Below are 1,005 nucleotides of genomic sequence, written 5' to 3'. Positions count from 1 at the left end.
CGCCACGAACAGGATTCCGTCGACACCTGGAGGGCGAACATCTCAAGCGATCTGCGCGACCTGGAGATCGAGACGGCCGTTCCCGTCACGTCGGCGGTCCTTTTCGAACCGGACCCACCTCGGACGCACTTCGGGCGCGGCGCATAGGTCGGCGGCGAGCAGGACGCCAGCGGCACCTACTCCAAGCTCGACCTGACCGGAGGCGGGTACCGGCATGGGCATCGCCGGCGGCATACGGAGCGGGGAGTGAGGACCGCCGTAGCGGCCCGGACGCGTGCCCGGATTCGCTGTCGAGCGAGCGGGCCGGGGCCGCAGCTCCATCAGCCGTCGACGGAGATGATGTTCCAGCCGGTGACGACCGCTCGGCCGTGTTCGGTGCCTATCGTCCCCATCGCCGCGGTGCCGAGCTGGAAGAGCGCGCCACCACCGGGCGCGAGTCCCAGGCTCCGCGCGACCAGCACCCGCAGGACGTGCGAGTGGGCGACGACGATGACGTCCTCACCCGCGTCCTGGTCGGTCATGGCGGATCGGACCTTTCGCAGGACCCGGTCCACTCGGCGTCCCACCTTCTCCGCATCCTCGCCCGGATCTCCCGGCCCCCGGTCCGGGACACCGTCCGTCCACAGGTTCCAGCCCGGTCTCGTCTTCTCGATCTGCGCGGTGGTGACCCCCTCGTACAGGCCGTAGTCCCACTCGTGGAGATCCGGATCCAGCTGGAATCCGCCGAGACCGGCCAACTCGGCGGTCCGTACCGCGCGTCGCAGCGGGCTCACCAGGGCCAGGCCGATCCGTCTGCCGTGAAGCAGACGAGCGGCCGACCGTGCCTGTTCCTCCCCACGTGCGGTGAGCGGAATGTCCGTGAGCCCGGTGTGACGTCCGGATCGTGACCACTGCGTCTCGCCGTGACGCAGCACGAGGAGTTCACCCATGCTCCGATGCTCCCTGGACCGCGTGGCCGCCGAACCGGTTGCGCAGCGCGGCGATCATCTTCATCTGCGGGGAGTC

General features: G+C 69.7%; 1 protein-coding gene. It reads right to left on the bottom strand.

The window, feature by feature from the left end:
- Window positions 1-320 precede the first annotated feature (320 nt).
- Window positions 321-929 carry a histidine phosphatase family protein gene (locus AA75_RS14435; RefSeq protein WP_033820395.1) on the bottom strand — a complete coding sequence of 203 codons (609 nt, stop codon included), beginning with the start codon at window positions 927-929 and terminating at the stop codon, window positions 321-323.
- Between the last annotated feature and the right edge of the window lie 76 nt (window positions 930-1,005).

The sequence above is a fragment of the Kitasatospora sp. MBT63 genome, assembly GCF_000710465.2.
In the GTDB taxonomy this organism is placed as follows: domain Bacteria; phylum Actinomycetota; class Actinomycetes; order Streptomycetales; family Streptomycetaceae; genus Kitasatospora.
The sequence above is the reverse complement of the archived record's forward strand: the minus strand, read 5'-3'. Positions and strand labels throughout refer to the sequence as shown.